Origin of the sequence: Thioalkalivibrio sp. ALE12 (genome assembly GCF_000381105.1) — a bacterium.
GTDB lineage: Bacteria > Pseudomonadota > Gammaproteobacteria > Ectothiorhodospirales > Ectothiorhodospiraceae > Thioalkalivibrio.
The window spans coordinates 77,519-98,186 of sequence record NZ_KB905906.1 but is presented as its reverse complement, the minus strand read 5'-3'; the positions used below and the strand labels follow the sequence as shown (position 1 = coordinate 98,186).

Genomic DNA, 20,668 nt, shown 5'->3' with positions numbered 1-20,668 from the left:
TTCAGGCCGGCATGTGCGCGCTCAGCAGCCAGGCGGCCATGCCGAAGTACACAGCCAGGCCGGTGAAATCCTTGATGGTGGTGATGAACGGGTCCGCGCCCGGTGCATGGTCCACCCCGATCTTCAGCAGCACCCACGGCAGCAGGAAGCCCAGGATCGAGGCGGTGAACACCGAGAAGAACAGCGCCGTGCCAACCACGAAACCCAGCTGCGGGATGTCATTCGGCGCACCCTGCCAGAAGTAGGCGATCGTCCCGGCGAGCACCGCCATGATTACCCCCATGGCCAGGCCCACGCCCCCCTCGCGCACCAGATGGTTGCGGAAGAAGCGACCCAGGTTGATATGCCCCAGGGCAAGCCCGCGGGCGAAGATCGTGGTCGACTGCGTGCCGACGTTGCCGCCCATGTCCATCACCAGCGGGATGAAGATGGCCAGCGCGACCACCGCCGCCAGGGTGTCCTCGAAGAAGTCGATCACCCCGCCCACGGCCAAGCCGCCGGCCAGCGTCACCATCAGGAAGGCCATGCGCACCTTGACCGCATAGCCGATCCCGCCGGAGGTCAACTTCTCCGAGCGCACGACATCCCTGTGGTGCAGCAGGTCACCAATCCCCGCCTTCTTGTAGAAGTCCTCCGAGGTGTCCTCCTCGAGTACGTCCATCGCGTCGTCGATGCGCAGCACGCCCACCAGGACCCCGTCGGCATCCACCACCGGCAGGTACGGCAGATCCGTGCGCTGCAGCAGGCGAGCGGCCTCCACCTTGTCACCGTCGGGCGTGGTGCAGAAGTCCTCCAGCTCGATCAGCTCGCCGACCGCCTGGCCAGGCTCCGCGCGGAACATGCGGCCCAGGCGCACCAGCCCCTGATAGTGGTGGTCACGATCGGTAATCAGCAGCGCCGCCCCGACATCGTCCGGCATATTGCGATCCCCGCGCAGGCGGGCAGTGACCTCGCCGACGGACTCTTCCGGGGTCACGCAGAACACCGGGCGACGCATCACCCGGGCCACGGTGTCCTCGTCCTGCCGCCACAGCGCACGCACCTTGTCGCGCTTGGCGCCCGGCAGAGCACTCAGCAGATCGGCCGCGAGCGGCTTGCCCACCAGGGTCAGAGCGCGCGCCAGGGTATAGGCCGGCAGGCCCTGAACCAGCTCACGCGCCTCCGGCTCGGGCATGTGCTCGAACAGGATCGCCTGCTCTTCGTCGTCCATCGCCAGGAAGATGGCGCGGCGCTCGTTGGTATCCACGCCCTCCAGAATCACCCAGCGCGAACGCGGGTCCAGCTCGGACAGGCGATTGGCGGTGATAGCCGGCACCGGATGGATCATCTCGTCGCGGGCAGCGCCCACGTCGCCGGCATGAATCATTTCCAGGATCTTGTCGTTCATTGCAATGCTCCTTGTGCTTAAAAAATAAAAACGCACGCGGGGCATCACAAAAGACAAAAGAATCCCGTGACCGCTGGTGGCGGTCTTTTACAAACCCCCCATCAGCGAGCCGAACACACTTTTACTTTGCTCACTGCCCCGCAGTGAATTTCCGGGCTAGACCCGGGGTCGTCGTCTTCAGGCGCTGGCATGGCGGCCTCCTGCTGGGTGTTCATGGGTGTGATCCATATCCGTTACGCGCACAGCAATGCACGCACCGGCCCGGTATCCGGGCAGAGGCAGGACAAATCGAATGGCATGGGAGCCCACGCGCCGCGCACACGGGCGGGCGCAGGGAAAGGCTTCGGGGCTGGGGAGGCGCCCGCGAGGGGCGTTAGGGGAAAGGCGTTCTGTCACCCCCCCCGGAGTCACGCATATCGCTGACACCGGGGAGACACCACCGCATTACCGGGTGGCGGGACCCCGCTGGCAACGATATGCACGCTCGTACCGGCCACCGGCCCCACGTTCATGCATCCATCGACAACAGTCCATTGACAGACCTCTGCTACTCAAGATGGGCGAGATTGTAATTGCGCATATTCAATGGCGCAACCCGGAAAAGTAAAATTCTAGCCAGCCTTTTGTTCAAACCGCTGGATCAGCGCTTTCAGCTCGGCGGCCTCGGCCTGCATCCGTGCGCTGGCGTCGCGCGCGTGCACCGAGACCGATCCGGTTTCGCTGGCCACATCACGGATGGAGGTGACGTTGCGGTTGATCTCCTCGGAGACCGCGCTTTGTTCTTCGACGGCCGTGGCGATCTGGGTATTCATCTCGGTGATCTGGGCCACGGCCTCGCGGATCGTGGTCAGCGAGTCGCCCGCCGCCTGCGCCTTTTCCACCCCGTCGGCGGCCTGCTCCTGACTGGCCCGCATCGCGGACATCGCCTCGCGCGCACCGTTTTGCAGGGTCTCGATCATGTTGCGGATGGTCACGGTGGACTCGTCGGTGCGCTGCGACAGCGAGCGCACCTCGTCGGCCACCACCGCGAAACCGCGGCCGTGCTCGCCGGCGCGCGCGGCCTCGATCGCGGCGTTCAGCGCCAGCAGGTTGGTCTGCTCGGCGATCTCGCGGATCACGCTCAGGATCTTGTCGATCTCCTCGGTGCTGGCCTCGAGCTTGCCCAGCTTCTCGGCGGTGGATTCCACCTCCGCCGCCATGCGATTGATCACGGACACTGTACCGTTCACGACATCCTGCCCGGCGCCGGTCTCCTTCTCGGCGTTGTTGGCGGCCTCGGCCGCGCGCGCGGAATTGCTCGCCATCTCCTGGATGGTCGAGGTCATCTCGTTCATCGCGGTGGCGACCTGGTCGATCTCGTTTTGCTGGCGCTCCACGCCGGAGGCGGTCTGCTCCACGCTGCTGGCCATGGCATGGGCATCGTCGTTCACCGCGTCGGCCTTGTCCTCGATCCGGCCCAGCACGGTGCGCAGCTTCGCCTCCCCGAACTGCTGCACCAGCTCCAGCGAAGCGCTGTCGTCGCGGCGCCCAGTGTAGATCGCCTCCATTACCGGGTTGTCGAACTGCTCCCGGGCCCGATTGACCGCCTGGCGGATACCGGACGTGAACGCCAGCGACGCGATGCCGCCGGCGGCAAAGATCAATACCAGCAGGCCCGCCTGCACCGCTGGCGAGGACGCCAGAAACACCACCGCCAGCGCCAACAGGAAGCCGACGATCCAGGTCCCGGCGAGGCGGCAGGTGAGGCCGTGGTACCAGCGCCGAGCGAAGCTCCGGCCCCGGTTGATCGCGGCATACACCTTCTCCGCACGGGCGACATGCTCGCGCTCGGGGATCGCGCGCACCGACTCGTAGCCGGTCTTGCGGCCGTGCTCGTAGGCGGGGGTCACAAAGGCGTCCACCCAGTAGTGGTCCCCGTTCTTGCGGCGGTTCTTGACGATGCCCATCCAGGCCCGGTCGGCCTTCAGGGTCTCCCACATGTTCGCGTAGGCGGCCTCGGGCATATCCGGGTGGCGGACGATGTTATGGGCGGCACCCTCCAGTTCCTCGCAGACGAACCCGCTGACCTCGACGAAATCACTGTTGGCGTAGCGAATACGCCCCTTCTCGTCGGTGGCCGAGATCAGGTCGCCGTGCTGATCAATCGAGTACTCCGTCTGGGTGACGGGCAGGTTCTTGCGCATGTCGTACGTCCTTTTGATTGTTCCACGGGCTCGGGGCCCGTGGGATCAGCCATACGCCGTGGCCAACCCCTCGCGAATGCTGCGGATTATGATCGCCTATATACGACCCTGTACATGTATCGACCACCCCGCGAAAGACTTGAGCCACCGACCCGGCCCGGGGAAGCGCTCAGTGTTCCCCTGAGGAGCCGAAAGGACGCGCGGCCGCGGCCAGCACGCGGCGAAACCCCTCGAAGGCGACCGGGGTCAGATCCAGATCACGCGCACGCCGGTCGGCATAGACCATGCCCAGCACGCGGTCGCCGTCGCACAACCGGGCGACCAGACAGTCCACCCCGCCGGTCAGGCGGCGGACAGCCGCCGGCATCTCGTCATGGATGCGTCGGCGATCCCACCACTGGGCGGCGTCCTCCTCCAGGACCCGACCCAGCGGTCCGAGCGCGGACCGGTTGATCACGAAGTGGCTGAACTCCGGTTCGTGCAGGGTCCCGACCAGGTGCTCGGCGCGCAGGCTCTCGCCATCGCGGGACAGGCGGGCGAACACCACCCGGTTCAACCCCACGCCGAACTGCATCACTCGCAGCATCCGGCGTATCCGGGCCTCGCGATTCGTTTCCTGTTCGAGGGCGCGGAGCCCGGTCTCCAGCAGGTCGGCCCGCGGCATCAGGGCCAGGCGCGGGCGATAGCGCTCGCCCAGCCAGACGCGACCGGGGGTCTGCGGGTCCAGCGGCGGCCGCTGATAGACGGCGACATCCTCGTTGAAACGCTCGATGACCGCGCCCACGCGGTCCGCGGCCTCCTTGTCCGTCAGCCCCATCAGACCGGCCAGCAGTCCAAGGTCGCGATCGCCGCGCGCGGTGTCCATGCCGCGGAAGACCTGCCAGGCCACGGCGCTCGCGACCATGACCTCATAGGCCCGGTGATGGGCCGCGTTGACCGCGCGCAGCGTGCCCTGTACCAGTTCCGGCAGGGCCATCTGCTCCGCCATGGCGCGCGACAGGTCGTCTGTCGCATACCCCAGCGCGGCGTAACTGGCCTCGTCCGGCAGGGCGCTGAGCTCCAGCATCTCCAGCAGCCGATCCAGGCGCGGCTCGCCCTCGGCCAGCAACGCCAGAAGGCCCAGCTGATTCAGCAGGGCCGCCAGGGCCACCTCGCCCGGCTCGGTGTCGTGGCGCTTGTGCGCAATCTCGCCTGCGATCATTGCCGCCAGCCGCGACTGCGCCGCCAGTTCGCGATAGGCCTGGGGTCTTGTGACCACATCCGCGACGCGCGGGGCCTCGGCCGCCTCCCGATGCACGTTCTGCAATCCCAGCATGGAAATCGCGTCGCCCACCGCGTGCACCTCCTGGCGCAGACCGCGACGCGAGGCGTTGGCCCGCCGCACCAGGCGCAGGCTCAGGCCGGGATCGCGCTCGGCGTAGCGCGCCAGTTCGCGCAGGGACCGATTCACCAGGGCATCCGGGTCCGCAAACACCGCATCGCTGGCTTCCAGAATCGGCCATTCCAGCGCCGCCAGGCGCGCGGCCTCTTCCATGTAGGGCGCGTCCTTGCCCAGGGACATGCTGTACCTCGCGCAGGGGAGTCGTTATCGTAAAGCCCGTCAACTATAGCAACGCATGCGGGCGGATACCCTGTCCGACATGTCGCTTGAGCAATGTGGGGTCGCGGTCCGTGAAGTATTTCCTGGGTATCGTCATCGTTTTCTCGTCGGTCTTCGGTGGATACTACTTTCATGGCGGCGACCTCCGGGTCATGTGGCAGCCCTACGAGTACTGGATCATCGGGGGCGCGGCGCTCGGGGCATTCCTGATCGCCAACCCGCCCCGCGTCGTCTTCACCGTCTTCAAGTCCATCCCCAGTCTGATGAAGGGCAGCAAGTACAAGTCGGACGACTATCTCGACCTGCTGGCCATGATGTACAAGCTGTTCACCAAGGCCCGCAAAGAGGGCCTGATGGCGGTGGAAGCCGACATCGAGGAGCCGGAAGAAAGCGAGGTCTTCAAGGCCCACCCGCGGATCCTGCAGGATCACCACGCGATGGAGTTCATCACCGACTACATGCGCCTGATCATCTCCGGCAGCATGAACCCGCATGAGCTCGATGCCCTGATGGATCTTGACCTCGAGACCCACCACGAGGAATCGCACAAGCCGGCCCACGCGGTTCACCGCGTGGCGGAGGCCCTCCCCGGCTTCGGTATCGTGGCGGCGGTCCTGGGCATCGTGATGACAATGGGCAAACTCGACGGCTCCATCGCGGAGATCGGCTCGAGCGTGGCGGCTGCCCTGGTCGGCTCGTTCCTCGGGATTCTGCTGGCCTACGGCTTTGCCGGGCCGACCTCGACCGCCCTCGAGTCCCGTGCCCAGGAGGAGGCCAAGTTCCTGCAGTGCATCAAGGCCTGCATCCTCGCCAATGTCCAGGGCTACAGCCCGCAGGTCGCGGTGGAGTTCGGTCGCAAGACCATGGAAAGCGCGATGCGCCCGAGCTTTACCGAACTGGAAGAGTACGTGAAGGGGGCCTGACGGCCTCCGGATCACTACCATGGGAGTCGAGGACAAGACCCAGCCGATCATCGTCAAGAAGAAGGTGGTCCAGGGCGGCCACCACGGCGGCGCGTGGAAGATCGCTTTCGCCGACTTCACGCTCGCGATGATGGGCTTCTTCCTGGTGATGTGGCTGCTTGTTGCGCTGGATGACGAGCAGCGCGCCGGCATATCCGAGTACTTTCAGAACCCCTCCGCCTTCGTGGGCGAAGCCGCCGCGCCGGGCCAGGCGCCCGGCGACGGAACCGGCGTGGACCCATCGATCATCGACTTCGAGGGCATGCCGGAACTCATCCAGGACCCGGAGGCCATGGAGGCCCCGACGGGGATCGATGAAGAAACCCTCGACGAGCTGGCCGAGGCGCGCGACCGCGAGGCCCTGGAGACCCTGCAGGAGGCGCTGGAGGAAGCGGTCGAGCAAAGCCAGGCGCTGGAGCCCTTCAAGGACCAGCTGCTGCTGGACCTCACCCCCGAGGGCCTGCGCATCCAGATCATCGATCGCGAGAACCGCCCGATGTTCGACAGCGCCAGCGCCCGTCCGCTGGATCACGCGGACGCGATCCTGCGCGAGCTGGCCGGCTTGATCAATCAGGTCCCCAACCGCGTCTCGATCACCGGCCACACCGACGCCCGCCCGCTGCTGCGTCCGGACTACACCAACTGGGAGCTCTCGGCCGATCGCGCCAACGCCGCCCGCCGCGCGCTGGTCGCCGGCGGCACCGAGTCCGACCAGATCGCCCGCGTCGTGGGGCTGGCCGCCAGCGTACCCTTTAACCGCGAAGACCCAGAAGCCGCGATCAACCGGCGGATCACCCTGATCGTGCTGAACCAGGAGGCGGAAGAGGCGATGTACCGCAGCCTCGAGAGCGAAGGGAGCGGCCCAGAGGCGCTCCAAGACGACCCGGAGGCCTCCGGCGACGGAGCTGGCTAGCATGCAGCGGCACCACGACATCCCGCTCAACCTGATCACCGGGTTTCTCGGCGTCGGCAAGACCACCGCCATCCGCCACCTGCTCGCGCAGCGCCCGGAGGGCGAACACTGGGCCGTGCTGGTCAACGAGTTCGGCGAGATCGGGGTGGACGGCGGCCTGCTGGCCGATACCGGCGTGGCGCTGGAGGAGATCCCCGGCGGCTGCCTGTGCTGTGTCTCCGCCCAGATGTTCACCGTCGGGCTCAACCGGCTGATCCGCAGCCAGCGCCCCGACCGCATCCTGATCGAACCCACCGGACTCGGCCACCCGGCCCAGATCATCCGCACCCTGACCGAGCCGCCCTACGCCGGCGTACTGGACCTGCGCGCCACCGTCACCCTGATGGATGCCCGCCACCTGGCCTCGCCGCGCCACCGGGAGCACGCGAACTGGCGCGACCAGATCGCCCTGGCCGACGTGCTGCTGGCCAACAAGGCCGACCTCTACAGCGAGGCGGACCGCGAGGCGTTGCAGGCCTTCGTCGCGGCGATGCCGCCACCACGCCCGCTGGTCGTGGAGACCACCCAGGGCCGCATCGAACGCGACTGGCTGGACCGCCCGCGACTGGATCGGGGCGGCGCCCTGTTCCCGGAGGCCCGCGACTTTCTCGCGTCCACGAGCGCGGATGCGCACGCCGACCACGACCACGACCACGACCACGACCACGACCACCGGCATGATGACACCGCCCATGCAGCCGACGAGTGGGTCACCATCGACACCCGCGGTGACGGCTACATCGGCCGCAGCTGGCTGCTGCCCGAGGGACAGCTCATCGACCATGCCGCCCTCGCGGGCCTGGTCGCGGATTTCACCGGTGATCGACTGAAAGGCCTGGTCGAGACCGACCGCGGCTGGCACCGCCTTAACCGGGTGGACGGCCACGGCGCCCTGGAACCGATGACCGCCCCGGCGGCCCGGCTGCGCCCTCGCATCGAGGCCATCCTGCCGGAATCCGCGACCGCCACGCTGGACGACCTCGCCCGCCGCCTCGAAACCGCCGTCACGCCAAGTCGCTGATCGGTACCCGCTGGCCGCGCCCCGCCGCCTACAGACGTGGCAGCAGCCAGGCGGGTTCGAGGAAGAACAGGGCGGTGACCGCAGCACCGATCAGGGTCACCACCTGGCGGTAGCCCGACTCGGGCAGCCGGCGCACCAGGATGATCCCGACACGCGCGCCCAGGATCGCGCCCGCCCCGACCGCCAGCAGCCCGGTCGCCACCACCTGCCCGCCCGCGATGTAGACGGCCACCGCCATCAGCGTCAGCACCGAGGACAGAAGATTCTTCAGGGCATTGGCCCGCGCCAGATCCGCGATGCCCTGGCCCCGCAGGATCGCCAGCAGCAGGATGCCGACGCCGCCGTTGAAGTAGCCCCCATAGGCACAGCCCAGCCCCGCCCCCAGGGCGCGCAGCGGCCCCGGATGCGGCCGCGCGGCCAGACGCCGCAGCCAGGGTCCCAGCGCAAACAGCAATGTCGCGACCAGCAGCAGCCAGGGGATCAGGACACGGAAAGCGGCGTCTCCGGTCAGCAGCAAGGCGACCGCGCCAACGGCCCCGCCGAGCACGCCCGCCAGCAGCAGCCCCCCGGCCAGCGCCGGGCCGAGGTCGCGCCAGGCGGCGCGCAGCCCGTGCCGATCCGCCAGCACGCTGGCCAGATAGCCGGGCAACAGGGCCGCCGTCCCGGTGGCATTGGCGGCCACCGGCGGGACGCCCACACTCATCAGCGCCGGGAGGGTCAGGAAGCTGCCACCGCCGGCCACCGCATTCAGCAACCCGGCGAAGAAGCCGGCGGCCAGGAGCAGCAGCGCAACACCGGAGGGCGCGAGATCCATGCCGGTCGGGCAGAAGCGCGGCTCAGATCACCCGGCGGTCGCTGAACTCGGCGCGATAGAACCACTCGTTGCCCGGCAGCGAGTTGGGGTTGGGGAACACGATGAACCCGGGTTCCGGTGCCCGCACCTCGGTCCCGTCGGCGCGCACGCCGATCAGGTCACCCGCTTCCAGCGGGTCGAAGCTCTTCCACTCGCACGCGAAACGGTCGTCGGGGTGATCCCGGTCGATCACCTCGACCAGACGCAGGACCTCCGGGTCATCCTGCCCCGGCGTGGCCGACTCCGGCAGCATGCCCAGGTGCGCCAGGGTGTTGATGATCGCGTTGTAGGCCACCACCGGGGCCTGCGGGTCATCGTGCTGCCCGCACTCCAGGGTCACGCCGTAGCCGCCCTGGCTGCGCATGTACTCGGTGGTTCCGATCCCGTAACTGGGATCGGTGCTCAGGATCTGCGCCCGGTGGCTGGCGTTCGGGTTCTTCATCCGCGCCGCCACGCCCCGGGCATAGGTATCCAGCCAGCCCTCGACCATGCGCCGCGGCCCCAGGCAGGCCGCCAGCGCCTCCTCCTCGCGCGCCTGCGCGAAGCCCTCCAGCGAGCCTTCGTTATTGCGCGGGCCGAGCATGATGAACGGCTGCCCGCCAGTGTGGAACGAGTGCAGGTCCAGCAGCACGTCGTGCGCCGCCAGCAGCGGACACAGCACGTTGGCGATGCGGTCCTCGAAATCCTGCGGATCCTCGGTCACCCGCAGGTTGCGGTTCAGGTTGCGCTCGCCCATGCGCTGCCCGAGGTCATAGGCCAGCGGATTGGTGCGCGGCACCAGGGTCAGGCTGCCACGCAGCAGATCCCGCTCGCGCGCCTCCAGCTCGGCATGAACCCGCTCGGCGGCCTGGGTGCCGCAGGTCTCGTTGCCATGCACCGCGCCCAGTACGATCAGGCGCGGCCCCGGCTCCAGCCCGTGAAAGGTGATCGAACGCAGCGCAGTGGGACGGGAGGGATCGGCCATCGGGGAAACTCCGGGCAAGGGGTAACGGATATCCTGCGGCGCAAAGGCTACCGGAGCCATCCGTCCGGCGCCACGGGAAGGCCGTCAGTCCACCGGCAGCGCACCATGCTCGGTCATCCAGCCCTGCAGCACGTCGAGTTCCAGCGGCTGGCTGTAGAGGTATCCCTGCCCCAGGGCGCAACCGCGTTCGCGCAGGAAGGCGGCCTGCTCGGCGGTCTCCACGCCCTCGGCGATGACCTGCATGTTCAGGTTGCGCCCCATGGCGATGATGGTCGCGGCGATCTCGCGATCGGCGCTCTCGCTGGCGACCCCGTCGACAAAGCTGCGGTCGATCTTCAGCACGTCCAGCGGATACGTCCGCAGCGCGGCCAGCGAGGAATACCCGGTGCCGAAGTCGTCGATGGCCAGGCGCACGCCCAGCTCCCTCAATGCCGCCAGCCGGGCGATCGCCTGCTCGCCCTGCTGCATGATCGCGGTCTCGGTGATCTCCAGTTCCAGCTGCGCGGCGGGGAAGCCGGTCAGCGCCAGGATCTCCGCCACCCGGTTCACGAAATCGCCGCGCTGCAACTGCACCGGCGACAGATTCACCGCGAGACTGAAATCCCCGGCCCCCAGATCCAGAAGACGCTTGCCGGCGTCGCAGGCCTCGCGCAAAACCCACTCGCCCAGCGCGACGATCAGGCCGGTGTCCTCGGCGATCGGGATGAACCGGTCCGGCGGGATCATCGGCCCGTCCTCCGGCTGCCAGCGCAGCAGCGCCTCCATGCCGAAGGGCTGTCCATCCTCCAGGCGGACTTGCGGCTGGAAGTGCAGGCGAAGCTCGCCGTTCTCGGTCTCCAGGGCCTTCCGCAGGCGGTTCTCGAGTTCCAGGCGTTCGTCCGCCGCGCGGGTCAGGGCCTGGGTGTAGACGCTCCAGGTCTGGCGCCCGGAGGCCTTGGCCTGGTACATGGCCGCATCGGCATGCTGGATCAGTTCCGTCACCGAGTCGCCATGCTCGGGGTAGAGACTGATGCCGATACTGCCGTTCAGGTACACCGAACGCCCATCGTCCAGCACCAGCGGGCGCTCCAGGCTGGCCAGCAGGTCGCGCGCACAACGGGCCACGGTCTCGTCACTGGCCGGATTCTCCGCCACGATCAGGAACTCGTCGCCCCCCAGACGGCCCAGTGCATGGGAGGGCCCCACCGCCTCGCGCAGCCGCCGCGCGACCTCCACCAGCACCCGGTCGCCGACCGGGTGGCCCATGGAGTCGTTGACGTTCTTGAAGCGGTCGAGATCCAGATTCAGCACCGCGACGCGATAGCCGTGGGCCCGGGCGCGTTCCAGCGCCTGGTCCAGGATTACCTGCAGCTGCGTACGGTTGGGCAGATCGGTCAGCGCATCATGCCGGGCCAGGTGCTGGAGCTCTTCCTCCGAGCGGCGCAACTCCGACATATCCGTCAACACCCCGGCGTAGTGCAGGGCCTGGCCCTGCTCGTCGTAGACGGTATTGAGGCTCAGCCATTGCGGGGCCACCTCGCTGTTGCGCCGGCGGTTCCAGATCTCGCCCTGCCAGTGCCCCTCATGATGGAGAGCGTCCCACATGCGCTGGAAGAACGCCGCATCGTGACGCCCGGACTGCAGGAAACTCGGGTTGCGCCCCAGCGCCTCCGCCTCGGAAAAGCCGGTGATATCGACGAAGGCCGGGTTCACCGCAATGATCCGCGGGGTCAGGTCCGTGATGATGATCCCGTCCCGGGTGCTCTCGAAGACCGCCGCCATGCGCCGCAGCCCTAGCAAGGCCTGACGCCGCTCCAGCGCGGCCCCCAGGCTGGACGCGACGATGCGCGCCAGGCTCTGGTCCGCCGCGGTCCAGCGTTGCGCGCGCCGCACCCGATCGAGGGCCAGGAAGCCACGGTATTCGCCCTCCACGTACAGCGGGACCAGCAAAGCCGCCTGGCTTTGCGCGGCCTCCAGGATCTCGCGTTCGGCCTCCGGCAGCTCCCGGGTCAGCACCTCGACCGCACCGCCCCCCTGCAGGATCTCGTGCCAGCGCGGCAGGACCGATTCGAGGCTCAGGTTGCGCAGCGGGGGCGGCCGCACCACCTGATCGGTGTCCGTGCGCACCCAGTAGTAGCGATGGACATCCAGGGCCTCGCGCACCCCATGGTCCAGCTCGGCCACCAGCACGTAGGCCCGATCGGCATGCGCCTCCTGCCCCAGTTCGGCCAGCAGCCGGTGGATTACGCTCGCGGGGTTGTCCTCGCGCAGCAACTCCACGGTTAGCTCGGCCGCGGTGCGCAGCGCCCGCTCGCGCTCGCCCAGCGCCTGCGACACGCGCAGCTTCTGTGCCGCCAGGCCGGCGATCTGGGTGAACTCGTCGATCAGCACGCGCTCGCCGGCATGCGGACCGCGGGCCCCCGCTACATAGATCCCCAGCGTGCCCAGCACGCTGCCATCGGCATCGCGGAAGGGGAACGACCAGCAGGCCCGGAACCCCGCGCCATGCGCGAGATCGCAGAACCCGACCCAGTTGGGGTGGGCACTGCAATCCTCGATGATCACCGGCTCGCCGCTCCAGGCGGCCTCGCCGCAGGAACCCAGACCCTGCTCGGCGCGGATGCGGCGGGTGGCGCTGCGCAACGGATCCGGCACCCGCGGGGCGGCCACACCGTGCAGCTCCCGGGTGTCGCCGTCCAGCAGCATGATGCACCCGTGCAGTCCCGGGGCCAGGGCCTCCAGCCCCTTGACCACGTCCTCCAGCAGGCGCGGGTCACGCTCGCCGGTGGCCAGGCGCCCGAGCACGTTCGCGCGGACCTCCTGGATCCGCTGGTCCAGGACCCGCCGGGTCACGTCCACCAGGCTGCCGGACAACCCGATCGGCCGCCCCTCGGCATCCAGATTGGCCTGGCCACGCAGCTCCAGCCAGCAAAGGGACCCATCCGCCGCGCGCAGGCGGATCTCCGTCTCCAGCCGCCCGTCGTCGGACTCCGCCGCACGCGCCAGCAGCCGCGCCGCCATCGCGCGATCCTCCAGCGGCATGAAGGACAGCATCTCTTCGCCGATCGCGGACTCCACCGCATGACCGGTGATCGCCGTCCAGGCGGGATTCAGGAAGCGCCAGCAACCGGCGGCATCGGTCTCGAAGACGATGTCGCCGGCGCGCTCGATCACCTCGCGGTACCGGCGCTCGGAGGCTGCCAGGGCGGCCTGTTCCCGGCGCAGGCGGGCGCGCGCATGGACCTGGTCCAGCAGTACCGGGAGCATCTTCAGATACCCCTCGCGCTTGACCGCGTAGTCGTCCACGCCCATGCGCAGGGCACGGGCCGCCAGGTCCTCGGTGCCCTGCCCGGTCACCAGGATCGTCGGCAGATCCAGCCCGCGTTCCTCGCGCACCAGCCGTGCCAGTTCCAGGCCGTCGACCCCCGGCAGGCGGTAGTCCACCAGCAGCAGGTCGAAGCCGGCCGCGCCGGTCGCATCCGGCGCCAGCGCCGCCAGGGCCTCCTCCGCGGTGTGCACCGTCTCCAGCTGGATGTGGGGGGCGGTATGCGCGAGCTCGCGGCGCGTCAGCCCCACATCGAAGGCATTATGCTCGGCATACAGCACCCGCAGCGGCTCGTGCCCGTTGGCCACGCTCAGTTCCCGGCGAGCACGGGCATCGACCACGCGCGCCGGCAGACGCTCCAGGTAGTCATCGGACTTGGTCAGGTAGTCGTCGGCACCGGCCCGGAAAGCCGCGACCACGGTCTCCTGTTCGCCGTGGCCCGTCAGCACCAGCACCGCCTCGTCGCGCCCGGCGGCCTGCAGCTCGCCGATCAGTTCGAGGCCGCTCCCGTCCGGCAGGCGCAAGTCCTCCACCACACAGTCAAATCCCGCAGCGCCGGCCAGCGCGCCCCGGGCCTCGGCCAGCGACGCCGCCAGGTGCACCTCGGCACCCGGCACCTCGCGCTCCAGCACCCGGCGCTGCAGATCGGCATCCGCCGGGTTGTCTTCCACGAGCAGGATTCGCATCAGGTCTCTTTCGGGGGCAGCCGCATGTTCAACTCGGCGGGTGATTGAGCAGGCACCAGTACAGCTCCACCTGCTCGGCGACATCGACAAACTTGGCGAAGTCCACCGGCTTGACGATGTAGGAATTGGCCCCGCAGTCGTAGGCGGTCGCGATGTCGCGATCCTCGCTGGAGGAGGTCAGCATGACCACCGGAATGCGGCGGAAACGCTCGTGTTCGCGGATCCGGCGCAGCACCTCCAGCCCGTCCACCTTGGGCAGCTTGATATCCAGCAGGATCACCGCCGGCAGCGCCAGTTCGCCCCGCTCCCAGCACTCGAGGAACGCCAGGGCCTCCACTCCATCGCGCGCGATCTCCAGGGGGTTGGTGAGGTTGCGCCGCTCGAAGGCGCGCCGCATCAGGTCGATATCCACCGGGTTGTCCTCGACCACCAGGATGGACGGTTGACGCGCGGCCGTGCTCATCGCGGGAACTCCACGTGGAAGCGGGCGCCCACGCCCGGCGTACCCTCGGCGCGGATCTCCCCGCCCAGGCGGTTGACCGCTCGCCGCACGAGCGCAAGGCCGACACCGGTTCCCGGGTAGGCCTCGGCGCGGTTCAGGCGCTGGAAGATATCGAAGATGCGATCCTGAAACGCCATGTCGAAGCCGATCCCGTTATCCTGTACCGAGAGCCCGAGTGTAGCGCTGCGGGATTCGGCCTGCACCGTCACCTGCGGTGTCTCGCGCTCGGCACTGAACTTGAAGGCATTTTCCAGCAGATTGCGCAGGATCAGCGCAACGCCATCGGGGTCGCTCTGGAACACCAGATCGGGATCGATCTCCAGCGTCACCTCGGCGCGGCTGCGCAGCTTCGGGTCCACCGACTCGAGCACCTCCTCCACCAGCGCGCGCACACGAACCTCCCGTTCCTCCAGCGGCCGGCGCTCCATACGTGAATAGGCCAGCAGATCGGAGATCAACTCGTTCATCTGCGCCACGCCCTGGCGGATGTTGCGCACGAACGTACGCCCCTCGCCCTCCAGCTGCTCGCCGTAGTCCGCCTCCAGCAGCTGGCTGTAGCCCTCGATCCCGCGCAACGGGGCCTTCAGGTCGTGCGAGACCGCGTAGGAGAACGATTCCAGTTCCTGGTTCAGGGCCTGCAGAGCCGCCGTGCGCTCCGTCACCCGCTGTTCCAGCGTGGCATTCAGGTCGCGCAGTTCCAGTTCGCTGCGCTTGAGTTCGGTGACCTCCAGCACCGTGCCCTGCACGTAGTGCATGCCGTCGGCCCGCTCGAGCGGGGCCTCCATGGTGATGCTGAACCACGCCTCCGCGCGAACCTCCGGGCGCGCCTTCAGCAACAGCCGTCGCGGCCCGGGGTGCCCGCCGGCGATCAGCGTTTCCATGGCATCGGAAAAGCTCTTCCCGTCCGCGGAGTCAAGATCGAAGAAATCCCGGGCGAAGGCCTCCAGCGTCGGGGTGCCATAACGGGCATCGCACCCGAGCAGGGCATACAGCCGATCCGACCACCACAGCTCGCGGGTCTCCAGCATGAACTCCCAGCTGCCCAGCCCCGCGTGGCGTTCCGCCTGGCTCAGTCGATCCACCTGACGCGCCAGCGCCGACTCGGCCTGCTTGCGCGCCTCGATGTTGCGCAGGGTGACCAGCAGCAGCCTTTCGCCGGCGATCTCGGTCGCCTGCAGGTTGGCCTCCACCCAGAAGCCATGGCCGTCACGGTGGCGCGCCCGCCACTCGAAGACCAGTTGTTCGCCGCGCCGGGCGCGCTCCATCAGCGCCTTCTGACGCTGTACGTCGTAGCCGCCTTCGTCCGCGCTCAGGTCATCCACGCTGCAGGCGAGCAGTTCGGCCCGGCTGTAGCCGTACATTCGCTCGGCGGCGGCATTCACCCCGATCAGGGCCTCGGTATCCAGGTCCTGCAGCAGGATCGCCTCCTGCACGTTGTCGAAGATCGCGCGGAAGCGGGTCTCCGAGTCACGCAGGTCCCGTTCGGCGCGCAGGCGCTCGGTCACATCCAGCAGCAGGCCGTGGATGCGTGTCACCCGCCCGGCCTCGTCGCGAGTCAGCCAGGTCCGGTCTTCCACCCAAAGCCAGTTACCCTCGCCGCTGCGCAGGCGGTAGAGCTGGGTATAGCGATCCGGGCCGTGCTCAATGTGCGCGGCCACCTCCGCCACGATCCGGTCGATGTCTTCGGGATGAATCAGCTCGGCGTAATTCACGTCGCCCTGCAACAGGGCATGGCGATCGATCCCCCAGCGCGCGATGTTCGGCGACACGAAGGTGACCGGCCAACCGGGCGTGGTCGCCCATTCAATCGCGACCACCGGCGAGCGCTCGACAATCGCGGTCAGCCGCCGCGCCTCGCGCGAGGCGCGGTCGCGCGCCCGCAGCGGGTAATACACCAGCAGGAACAGGCCCGCGGCGGTGACCGTCACGTAGCCCCATCCCTTCAGGGTCTGTAACTGCGCCAGCAAGGCCACATCGTCGACCATCAGCAGCAGGGCGCGGTCGGACAGTCCGATCCATGCCAGCCCGAAGACCAGATACACCACGGCAATGATGGCCGCGGTCCGCCCCGCGCTGGGCCTGCGTGCCCTCTGCCTGTCTTGCTCCATCTAGCCTCCCGGCTGCCGTGGAGATCCGCCTGGCTTACCTGCCTGCCTCGAGCATCGACCACCCGGGGCCGCCGCGCAAGGCCCGTACCCACCGCGCCCCTGCCCGGGCTTCGGGAGCCCCGGGGAAAATGCTATTCTTCGCCGCTCCCGCAAGCGGACGCAGCGATGTTCAAGCAACTCGAAAGCGAACCCCGTGGCGAACGCCACCCGATCTCCGACGTCCTGGACCGCCTGAAGCTCAATGCCGATGGCCTGATCCCCGCGATCGCCCAGCAGCACGACACCGGCGAGGTCCTGATGCTGGCGTGGATGAACCGCGAGGCCCTGAACGAGACCCTGGCCACGGGGCGCGTGTGCTACTACTCACGCTCGCGCCAGGCACTGTGGCGCAAGGGCGAGCAGTCGGGCCAGGTCCAGCAACTGCACTCCCTGCACCTGGACTGCGACGGCGACACCCTGCTGCTGAAGGTCGACCAGACCGGGCCGGCCTGCCACACCGGACGTCGCAGCTGCTTCTACCTGCAGGTCGAGAACGACAGTGTCGTGGTCACCAGCGACCCCGAGATCGCGCCGGAGACGCTCTACGGCAAGGGAAACACCGAATAATGAGCGAGCCCCGGACCCTTACCCTGCACAACACCCTGGGCGGGCACGACGAAGCCTTCGTGCCGCAGGACCCGGAGCGGGTGACCCTCTACGTCTGCGGCCCCACCGTGTACAACCGGGTGCACATCGGCAACGGGCGCCCGGTGGTGGTGTTCGACGTGCTGTTCCGCGTGCTGCGCGAACTCTACGGTCCGGACCACGTGGTCTACGCGCGCAACATCACCGACGTCGACGACAAGATCAACAAGGCCGCCGCCGACAACGGCGAGCCGATTGCCGCCCTGACCGAACGCTTCACCCGCGCCTTCCACGAGGACATCGCCGAGCTGGGCACGCTGGAGCCCACCCTGGAGCCGCGCGCAACCGAACACATCCAGCCGATGATCGAGCTGATCCAGCGCCTGATCGACCGCGGCCACGCCTACGTCGCCGAGGATCACGTGCTGTTCGACGTGACCTCCTACCCCGAGTACGGCGCCCTGTCCGGCCGCTCGCTGGACGACATGCAGGCCGGGGCCCGGGTCGAGGTCGCCGACTACAAGCGCCACCCCGGCGACTTCGTGCTGTGGAAGCCGGCTGCCGCGGGCGAGCCCGGCTGGGACAGCCCCTGGGGCAACGGCCGACCCGGCTGGCACCTGGAATGCACCGCGATGATCCGCAGCCACCTGGGGCCCATGATCGACATCCACGGCGGCGGCCACGATCTGGTATTCCCGCACCACGAAAACGAGATCGCCCAGGGCTGCGCGGCCGAGGGCTGCCACGAACACGGCACGCACTACGCCCGCTACTGGGTGCACAACGGCCACCTGACCATCGACGGCGAGAAGATGTCCAAGTCTCTGGGCAACTTCCAGCTGCTGCATGACCTGCTGCAGCACTACCCCGGCGAGGTCCTGCGCCTGGCACTGCTGTCGCGCCACTACCGTGCGCCGCTGAACTTCTCGGAAGAGACCCTGACCCAGTCGCGCAACAGCCTGAACGGGCTGTACCGCGTGCTGCGCGACGCCGCCGGCATCGAACCCGCCCCGGTCGCCGCCGCCGACACCCCGGTGTTCGCGGCGCTGCTGGACGATCTGAACACCCCCGCCGCGATCACCGCGCTGCACCGCATGAGCGATGCCCTGGCCGCGGCCGGCGACGACGCCGAACGCGCCCGGCGCAAGGGCGAGCTGCTGGCCGGGGCCGGCCTGCTGGGCCTGCTGCAGCAGGACCCGGGCGTATGGTTTCAGGGCGATGCCGGCGACGACGACCTCGCCGCCTGGGTGGAGGAGCGCATCGCCGCGCGCCAGGCGGCCCGCAAGAACCGGGATTTCGCGACCGCCGATGCCATCCGCGACGAACTGACGGCCCGCGGCATCGAGCTCGAGGACACCCCCGACGGCACGCGCTGGCAGCGCGCCACCTGAAGCCGATGCGTATCCGCCCCTGGTTCGTGCTGATCCTGGGCCTGCTGCCCACCGGGGTGCTCGCCCACCCGCATGCCTGGATCGACCTGCGCGTGGGACTGGTCTTCAACGAGGCCGGCGAGCTGCTACGCATGGAGCAGTCCTGGCGCATCGACCCCACCTACAGCCACATGCTGCTGGAGGACCTGACCGGCCAGCTCGACGGGGACACCGACATTGACACGGCCCTGGAGCACGCCGCCCAACGGATGCGCGAGAACCTGGCCGGGCATGACTACTTCACCGAACTGAGCGCCGGCGAGCGCGACCTGGACGTCCCGCCGGCGCGCAACGCCCGTCTGACCCTGGAGGACCGCCGCCTGCACCTGCGCTTCGAGCTGCCGCTGGAGGGCCTCGACATCACGGCCGGGGACCGCTTCAGCTACCGCGTGTTCGATCCCGAGTACTGGATCGAGATCCTTCACGACCCGGAGGACATCGTCTTCGTAGAGAACCGGCCCGGCTGCGCGGTGACGATCGACGAACCGCGGCCCGACCCGCAGCTGATCCGCTACGCCGCGACCCTGGAACGCCAGGATCGCAGCCCGGTCGACAACCTCGGACGCCACTTCGCGGAGACCGCCACGCTGGAATGCGACTGAGGGGGATGCCGCTTCACAACCGGACGGCGCACACACCACCCGACCGCTCGTGTGTTATACAGTAACGTTATGGACCAGGTAACGCATCGAATCCGGCATCTGCTGGAGTCCGCCTTCCCGAGCCTGCTGATGCTGCTCGCGTTGTGCCTGCTGTTCAGCGGTCCGGGCCTCGCACAGGCCGAGACCGGCCACCCACTGGGCGCCCCCACCGAGGCGCCCGCCGAGCGCGCGGCCCCGACGCCCCCGGACCGCCTCGACGCCCCGGCGCCGCTGGCCGAACCGCCCGGCGCCCTGGAACGCCTGACCGGCTGGATGCTGCAGACCCAGCGCCAGCTGCACCGCAGCCTGACCGAAGGCCTGCACGCCCTGCGCGACGGACCCACCGCGCACACCGCCGGGGCGCTGATCCTGGTCAGCCTGCTGTACGGGATCTTCCATGCCGCCGGCCCCGGCCACGGCAAGGCCGTCATCAGCGCCTACCTGCTGACCCAGCCCCAGAATCTCCGCCGCGGCATCCTGCTGTCCACCGTCTCGGCGCTGGCACAGGGCGTCACCGCCATCGTACTGGTCGGCGTGCTGATCGGCCTGTTCGGCTGGCTGGCGCGGGACACCCTGGGCCAGGTGCGCACCCTGGAGATCGCCAGCTTCGCCCTGGTCGCGCTGCTCGGGCTGTGGCTGATGGCGCGCGCCCTGCGTCACGCGTGGCGGCTGCATCGCGCGCATCGGGCCGCGCCCGTCCATGGACACGACCACGAGCATGGCCATACCCATGGACATGAACATGACGCCCACTGTGGCTGCGGGACCCCGCACCACGTAGACCCCAACCACCGCGGCACCTGGTGGGGTACCGTGCTGGCCGTCGGCATCCGCCCCTGTTCCGGCGCCGTGCTGATCATGGCGGTCTCCGCCGCGCTGGGACTGGCCTGGGCCGGCGTGGCGGCCGTGCTCGCGATGTCCCTGGGGACCGCCGCCACCGTCTCCGTGCTGGCGACCCTCGCCGTTTCGGCACGCGACTGGACCCGGCGCTGGCTGGGCCCGACCCGCATGGGCCGGCTGACCTACATCGGCCCGGCCCTGGGCCTGGCCGGTGGCGGTGTCATCGCCCTGATCGGTCTCAGCCTGGTACTGGGCGCAATCGCCTACCAGCCCGTTGCCCATCCCTTAGGGATACACTGATCGATGTACACCCTCGCGTTGGCACCCCAGGTTTTCCGAGACAAGGCGCGGTGCGCAGCCGGTAGTGGTTCTACCGGCAAGGGCCGCAACGCAGGATCGGGGAACCTGGGGTGCCAACCCCGAAGGGGCTCGGCCTCTTTTGCGCGCGCACGGCGTTGCGGCTCCCTTGTGCAGATTGACTGCACGGCAGTCACCGCGCCTTGTTCGCACGCAAAAGCGACTCGAGCGCGAGCGTGTACATCGATCAGTGTATCCCTGGGGATTCGCTGAAGTCACCGGGCTTGCCCCGCCCGCGTGCGTCCTCTAACGTC

Annotated in this window: 15 protein-coding genes; 7 read left to right on the top strand and 8 right to left on the bottom strand. The window is 68.6% G+C overall.

Annotated features, from left to right (window positions below):
* Position 1: 1 nt before the first annotated feature.
* The 3 genes from F614_RS0103750 to F614_RS0103740 all read right to left on the bottom strand — a co-directional run bounded on the left by F614_RS0103750 (position 2) and on the right by F614_RS0103740 (position 5,131).
* Positions 2-1,387, bottom strand: coding sequence for a magnesium transporter (locus F614_RS0103750; protein WP_019558295.1), 1,386 nt, complete (start codon positions 1,385-1,387; stop codon positions 2-4).
* A 611-nt stretch (positions 1,388-1,998) separates the two neighbouring features.
* Complete coding sequence (locus tag F614_RS0103745; RefSeq protein WP_018877927.1) at positions 1,999-3,570, bottom strand: PAS domain-containing methyl-accepting chemotaxis protein; 1,572 nt, start codon at positions 3,568-3,570, stop codon at positions 1,999-2,001.
* Between the two features lie 169 nt (positions 3,571-3,739).
* Positions 3,740-5,131: an HDOD domain-containing protein gene (locus F614_RS0103740; protein WP_019558294.1), complete on the bottom strand. Its 1,392-nt coding sequence runs from the start codon at positions 5,129-5,131 to the stop codon at positions 3,740-3,742.
* Between the two features lie 110 nt (positions 5,132-5,241).
* On the opposite strand from F614_RS0103740, the gene motA reads away from it, so the two are divergent.
* From motA to F614_RS0103725, 3 genes are read left to right on the top strand one after another with little or no spacing between them, the layout of a single operon-like run.
* On the top strand, positions 5,242-6,093 hold the full coding sequence (motA, locus tag F614_RS0103735) for a flagellar motor stator protein MotA (RefSeq protein ID WP_018866481.1): 852 nt from the start codon (positions 5,242-5,244) through the stop codon (positions 6,091-6,093).
* Between the two features lie 19 nt (positions 6,094-6,112).
* Entirely contained in the window at positions 6,113-7,045 is a 933-nt protein-coding gene (gene motB / locus F614_RS0103730) for a flagellar motor protein MotB (RefSeq protein WP_019558293.1), read from the top strand.
* 1 nt (position 7,046) lies between these two features.
* Positions 7,047-8,105, top strand: a complete 1,059-nt coding sequence (locus F614_RS0103725) for a GTP-binding protein (protein ID WP_019558292.1) — start codon at positions 7,047-7,049, stop codon at positions 8,103-8,105.
* Positions 8,106-8,133: 28 nt separating this feature from the next.
* On the opposite strand, the gene F614_RS0103720 is transcribed toward F614_RS0103725, so the two are convergent.
* From F614_RS0103720 to F614_RS0103700, 5 genes are all read right to left on the bottom strand, one after another.
* Positions 8,134-8,919, bottom strand: a complete 786-nt coding sequence (locus tag F614_RS0103720) for a sulfite exporter TauE/SafE family protein (protein ID WP_019558291.1) — start codon at positions 8,917-8,919, stop codon at positions 8,134-8,136.
* A gap of 22 nt (positions 8,920-8,941) precedes the next feature.
* A complete protein-coding gene (locus F614_RS0103715) occupies positions 8,942-9,922 on the bottom strand; it encodes a M14 family metallopeptidase (RefSeq protein WP_019558290.1) in 981 nt (326 codons plus the stop codon).
* A gap of 84 nt (positions 9,923-10,006) precedes the next feature.
* On the bottom strand, positions 10,007-13,912 hold the full coding sequence (locus F614_RS0103710; protein WP_019558289.1) for an EAL domain-containing protein: 3,906 nt from the start codon (positions 13,910-13,912) through the stop codon (positions 10,007-10,009).
* Between the two features lie 28 nt (positions 13,913-13,940).
* Positions 13,941-14,375: a response regulator gene (locus F614_RS0103705; RefSeq protein WP_018866475.1), complete on the bottom strand. Its 435-nt coding sequence runs from the start codon at positions 14,373-14,375 to the stop codon at positions 13,941-13,943.
* Positions 14,372-16,459 (bottom strand): PAS domain S-box protein, encoded by a 2,088-nt coding sequence (locus tag F614_RS0103700; RefSeq protein ID WP_019558288.1) that lies wholly within the window; start codon positions 16,457-16,459, stop codon positions 14,372-14,374. The genes F614_RS0103705 and F614_RS0103700 overlap by 4 nt, the downstream gene beginning before the upstream one ends.
* 228 nt (positions 16,460-16,687) lie before the next feature.
* On the opposite strand from F614_RS0103700, the gene hisI reads away from it, so the two are divergent.
* From hisI to F614_RS0103680, 4 genes are all read left to right on the top strand, one after another.
* Complete coding sequence (hisI, locus tag F614_RS0103695) at positions 16,688-17,128, top strand: phosphoribosyl-AMP cyclohydrolase (protein ID WP_018876164.1); 441 nt, start codon at positions 16,688-16,690, stop codon at positions 17,126-17,128.
* Positions 17,128-18,537: a cysteine--tRNA ligase gene (gene cysS, locus F614_RS0103690; RefSeq protein WP_019558287.1), complete on the top strand. Its 1,410-nt coding sequence runs from the start codon at positions 17,128-17,130 to the stop codon at positions 18,535-18,537. The genes hisI and cysS overlap by 1 nt, the downstream gene beginning before the upstream one ends.
* A gap of 5 nt (positions 18,538-18,542) precedes the next feature.
* On the top strand, positions 18,543-19,178 hold the full coding sequence (locus F614_RS0103685; RefSeq protein WP_018876162.1) for a DUF1007 family protein: 636 nt from the start codon (positions 18,543-18,545) through the stop codon (positions 19,176-19,178).
* Positions 19,179-19,307: 129 nt separating this feature from the next.
* Positions 19,308-20,357 carry a nickel/cobalt transporter gene (locus F614_RS0103680; protein ID WP_196800206.1) on the top strand — a complete coding sequence of 350 codons (1,050 nt, stop codon included), beginning with the start codon at positions 19,308-19,310 and terminating at the stop codon, positions 20,355-20,357.
* Positions 20,358-20,668: the final 311 nt, after the last annotated feature.

What these genes read in the sequence shown, in the direction of transcription:
- motB (WP_019558293.1), top strand. Translation starts at nt 6,113, where the DNA reads ATGGGAGTCGAGGACAAGACCCAGCCGATCATCGTCAAGAAGAAGGTG.
- hisI (WP_018876164.1), top strand. Translation starts at nt 16,688, where the DNA reads ATGTTCAAGCAACTCGAAAGCGAACCCCGTGGCGAACGCCACCCGATC.
- F614_RS0103680 (WP_196800206.1), top strand. Translation starts at nt 19,308, where the DNA reads ATGCTGCTCGCGTTGTGCCTGCTGTTCAGCGGTCCGGGCCTCGCACAG.
- F614_RS0103710 (WP_019558289.1), bottom strand. Translation starts at nt 13,912, where the DNA reads ATGCGAATCCTGCTCGTGGAAGACAACCCGGCGGATGCCGATCTGCAG.
- F614_RS0103750 (WP_019558295.1), bottom strand. Translation starts at nt 1,387, where the DNA reads ATGAACGACAAGATCCTGGAAATGATTCATGCCGGCGACGTGGGCGCT.
- F614_RS0103685 (WP_018876162.1), top strand. Translation starts at nt 18,543, where the DNA reads ATGCGTATCCGCCCCTGGTTCGTGCTGATCCTGGGCCTGCTGCCCACC.
- F614_RS0103725 (WP_019558292.1), top strand. Translation starts at nt 7,047, where the DNA reads ATGCAGCGGCACCACGACATCCCGCTCAACCTGATCACCGGGTTTCTC.
- F614_RS0103720 (WP_019558291.1), bottom strand. Translation starts at nt 8,919, where the DNA reads ATGGATCTCGCGCCCTCCGGTGTTGCGCTGCTGCTCCTGGCCGCCGGC.
- F614_RS0103745 (WP_018877927.1), bottom strand. Translation starts at nt 3,570, where the DNA reads ATGCGCAAGAACCTGCCCGTCACCCAGACGGAGTACTCGATTGATCAG.
- F614_RS0103715 (WP_019558290.1), bottom strand. Translation starts at nt 9,922, where the DNA reads ATGGCCGATCCCTCCCGTCCCACTGCGCTGCGTTCGATCACCTTTCAC.
- F614_RS0103740 (WP_019558294.1), bottom strand. Translation starts at nt 5,131, where the DNA reads ATGTCCCTGGGCAAGGACGCGCCCTACATGGAAGAGGCCGCGCGCCTG.
- cysS (WP_019558287.1), top strand. Translation starts at nt 17,128, where the DNA reads ATGAGCGAGCCCCGGACCCTTACCCTGCACAACACCCTGGGCGGGCAC.
- F614_RS0103705 (WP_018866475.1), bottom strand. Translation starts at nt 14,375, where the DNA reads ATGAGCACGGCCGCGCGTCAACCGTCCATCCTGGTGGTCGAGGACAAC.